The sequence below is a fragment of the Protofrankia sp. Cr1 genome (genome assembly GCF_963555865.1).
Taxonomy (GTDB): Bacteria; Actinomycetota; Actinomycetes; order Frankiales; family Frankiaceae; genus Protofrankia.
Genome location: NZ_CAUVXO010000075.1, coordinates 1 through 2,390, shown reverse-complemented (window position 1 = coordinate 2,390; position 2,390 = coordinate 1). Strand labels below are relative to the sequence as shown.

2 protein-coding genes are annotated in these 2,390 nt (G+C 71.4%); one reads left to right on the top strand and one right to left on the bottom strand.

The features are described from left to right. Window positions 1–96: 96 nt before the first annotated feature. On the bottom strand, window positions 97–717 hold the full coding sequence (locus U9980_RS09095; RefSeq protein ID WP_322767524.1) for a DUF6758 family protein: 621 nt from the start codon (window positions 715–717) through the stop codon (window positions 97–99). Between the two features lie 237 nt (window positions 718–954). Here U9980_RS09095 and U9980_RS09090 point away from each other — a divergent pair. Beyond that, a partial coding sequence (locus U9980_RS09090; protein ID WP_322767523.1) for an aldehyde dehydrogenase family protein occupies window positions 955–2,390 on the top strand: 1,436 nt, incomplete at its 3' end.

Below are 2,390 nucleotides of genomic sequence, written 5' to 3'. Positions count from 1 at the left end.
GTCGGTGTCGTGGCTTGCGACGTCATGGCTGTCGGCCCTTCTCACGTCCGCGGCGGTGGCGGGAGCCGAGCTTACGAGACCCTCCAGCCACGCCGCTCACAGACGGGTGCTCTGCGCGCCGAACAGCAGGCACGAGGCAATCATCTGGGCATTACGCAGGTCCCGGACGACGAGGTGTTCCAGCAGCAGTGTCGCCGCATCCGCCGGCCAGAGCACCACCCACAGCCACACGCCACAGGCCTCACCCACAAACGCGGCCCGGTTGGGTGGGCACACGACCGGCCACAGCGCGGTCGGATGCCCGGCGGCCTCGATCTTCTCCTCGGGTCTGCCACCGATGCGCTCGGGATCTGTACCGGGCAGTCCGGCCAGCCGGGCCCCGAGGCCGATCCCTGGAGCCTCAGCGACGATGACGAGCTCTGCCGGCCCGCCGAGAGGGGACGGGCCACCCGCGGCGAACGCCGTCGCCAGCGGGCCGGTGCGGTCGTCGCCGGCCCACGAGACTCCGCTGGCGAACCAGTGCACCGGCATCGGCCAGGGGACCCAGACCGGCGCCGTGGCCGTGTGCGCGAGAAAAAGCAGCACCTGCTCCCGGGATGACTCCGCGACCCGGTAGGGGGTGACATCCCCGTGTTCGTCGCAGCGCCACTGGTTGCTCCACAAATCGGGTGGACGCACCGTTCGCAGGCATCGGGGACACGCAGACGGGCTCGTCACCGGGTGACTCCCCGGCGATGCGCACCACTCCCTGACAGTTTCACCGGTTCGATGACTTCCCTTTGCTCACGTTCATCAAACCTGTTCCGGGTAAACCGCACGAACAGTAGCAAGGCGGGTATCGGAGAGTTTTCTCCCGGCAGCTGCCGGCCCATCCTGGCGGCTGCCATTCGGGAGCGTCGCGCGTGGCGTCACCCGTGTCCGGGTGTTGTGCACGAAGGTGGAGGAGTGGCATCCATGAGCACGGTCGAGCCGTTCTGGGTCGCGGGTCGGCCGGTAACGGGTTCAGCGACTTTCCCGGTGCGGCACCCCTGGGACGATCGCCTGATCGCCATGGTCGCGCAGCCGGACCCGGCGCAGGTGGACGCGGCGGTGGCGGCGGCCGCAGCGGCCGCGGACGCCATGGCGGCCATGCCGGCCCACGGCCGGGCCACCGCGCTCGCCCACGTCGCGGGCCGCATCGCCGAACGCGGCGAGGAGCTTGCCGCCCTCATCACCGCCGAGAGCGGCAAACCGCTGACCTGGGCCCGGGTTGAGGTCGCCCGGGCGATCTCGACGTTCCGATGGGGCGCGGAGGAAGCCCGGCGCTGGTCGGGAGCGCTGCAGCGGCTCGACACCGACCCGGCGGGGGCGGGACGCGTCGCGGTGGTCAGGCGTTTTCCCCGCGGCCCGGTGTTGGCGATCACGCCGTTCAACTTCCCGTTGAACCTGGTCGCGCACAAGGTCGCACCCGCGTTGGCGGTCGGCGCGCCCATCATCATCAAGCCCGCGCCGAAGACGCCGCTGTCCTGCCTGCTGCTCGCTGAACTGCTCGCCGAGACCGACCTGCCCGACGGCGCGTGGTCGGTGCTCACCGTGCCGAACGATGCCATGGCCGAGCTGGTTGCGGACCCGCGGCTACCGGTCGTGTCCTTCACCGGTTCGGCCCCGGTGGGCTGGTCGATCAGGGATGCGGTGCCGCGCAAGCACGTCGTCCTCGAACTCGGTGGCAACGCGGCGGTGCTGGTGGCCGCGGACTGGTCCGCCGCGGCGGACCTGCGCTGGGCGGCGGGCCGGATCGCGACGTTCTCGAACTACCAGGCAGGCCAGTCCTGCATCGCCGTGCAGCGGGTCTACGCGCAGCGCGACCTGTACGAGGAGCTGCTGGCCGAGGTGACGGCCGCGGTCTCCCGCCTGTGCACCGGCGACCCGGCCGACGAGGCGACCGAGGTGGGGCCGCTGATCGACCTGGCCGCGGCAGAACGGGTCGAGCTGTGGATCAGTGAGGCGGTGGCGGCGGGCGCGACGGTGGTGCTCGGCGGCAAGCGGGACGGCACGACGATGGCGCCGACCGTGCTGCGTGGCGTTCCCCCCGACGCCCGCCTGGCCCGGGAGGAGGTGTTCGGGCCGGTGCTCGTGATCGAACCGGTCGACAGTCTGGACGAAGGCCTGGCCCGGATCAACGACAGCCCGTACGGCCTGCAGGCGGGGGTCTTCACCCGGGATGTACAGGTGGCGTTCCGGGCGCACCGGGAGCTGGAGGTCGGCGGTGTGATCATCGGGGATGTTCCCGCCTACCGGGCCGACCAGATGCCCTACGGCGGCGTCAAGGGGTCGGGGATGGGCCGGGAGGGTGTGCGGGCGGCCATGGAGGACCTCACCGTCGAGCGGGTCATGGTCCTGACCGGCGTCGA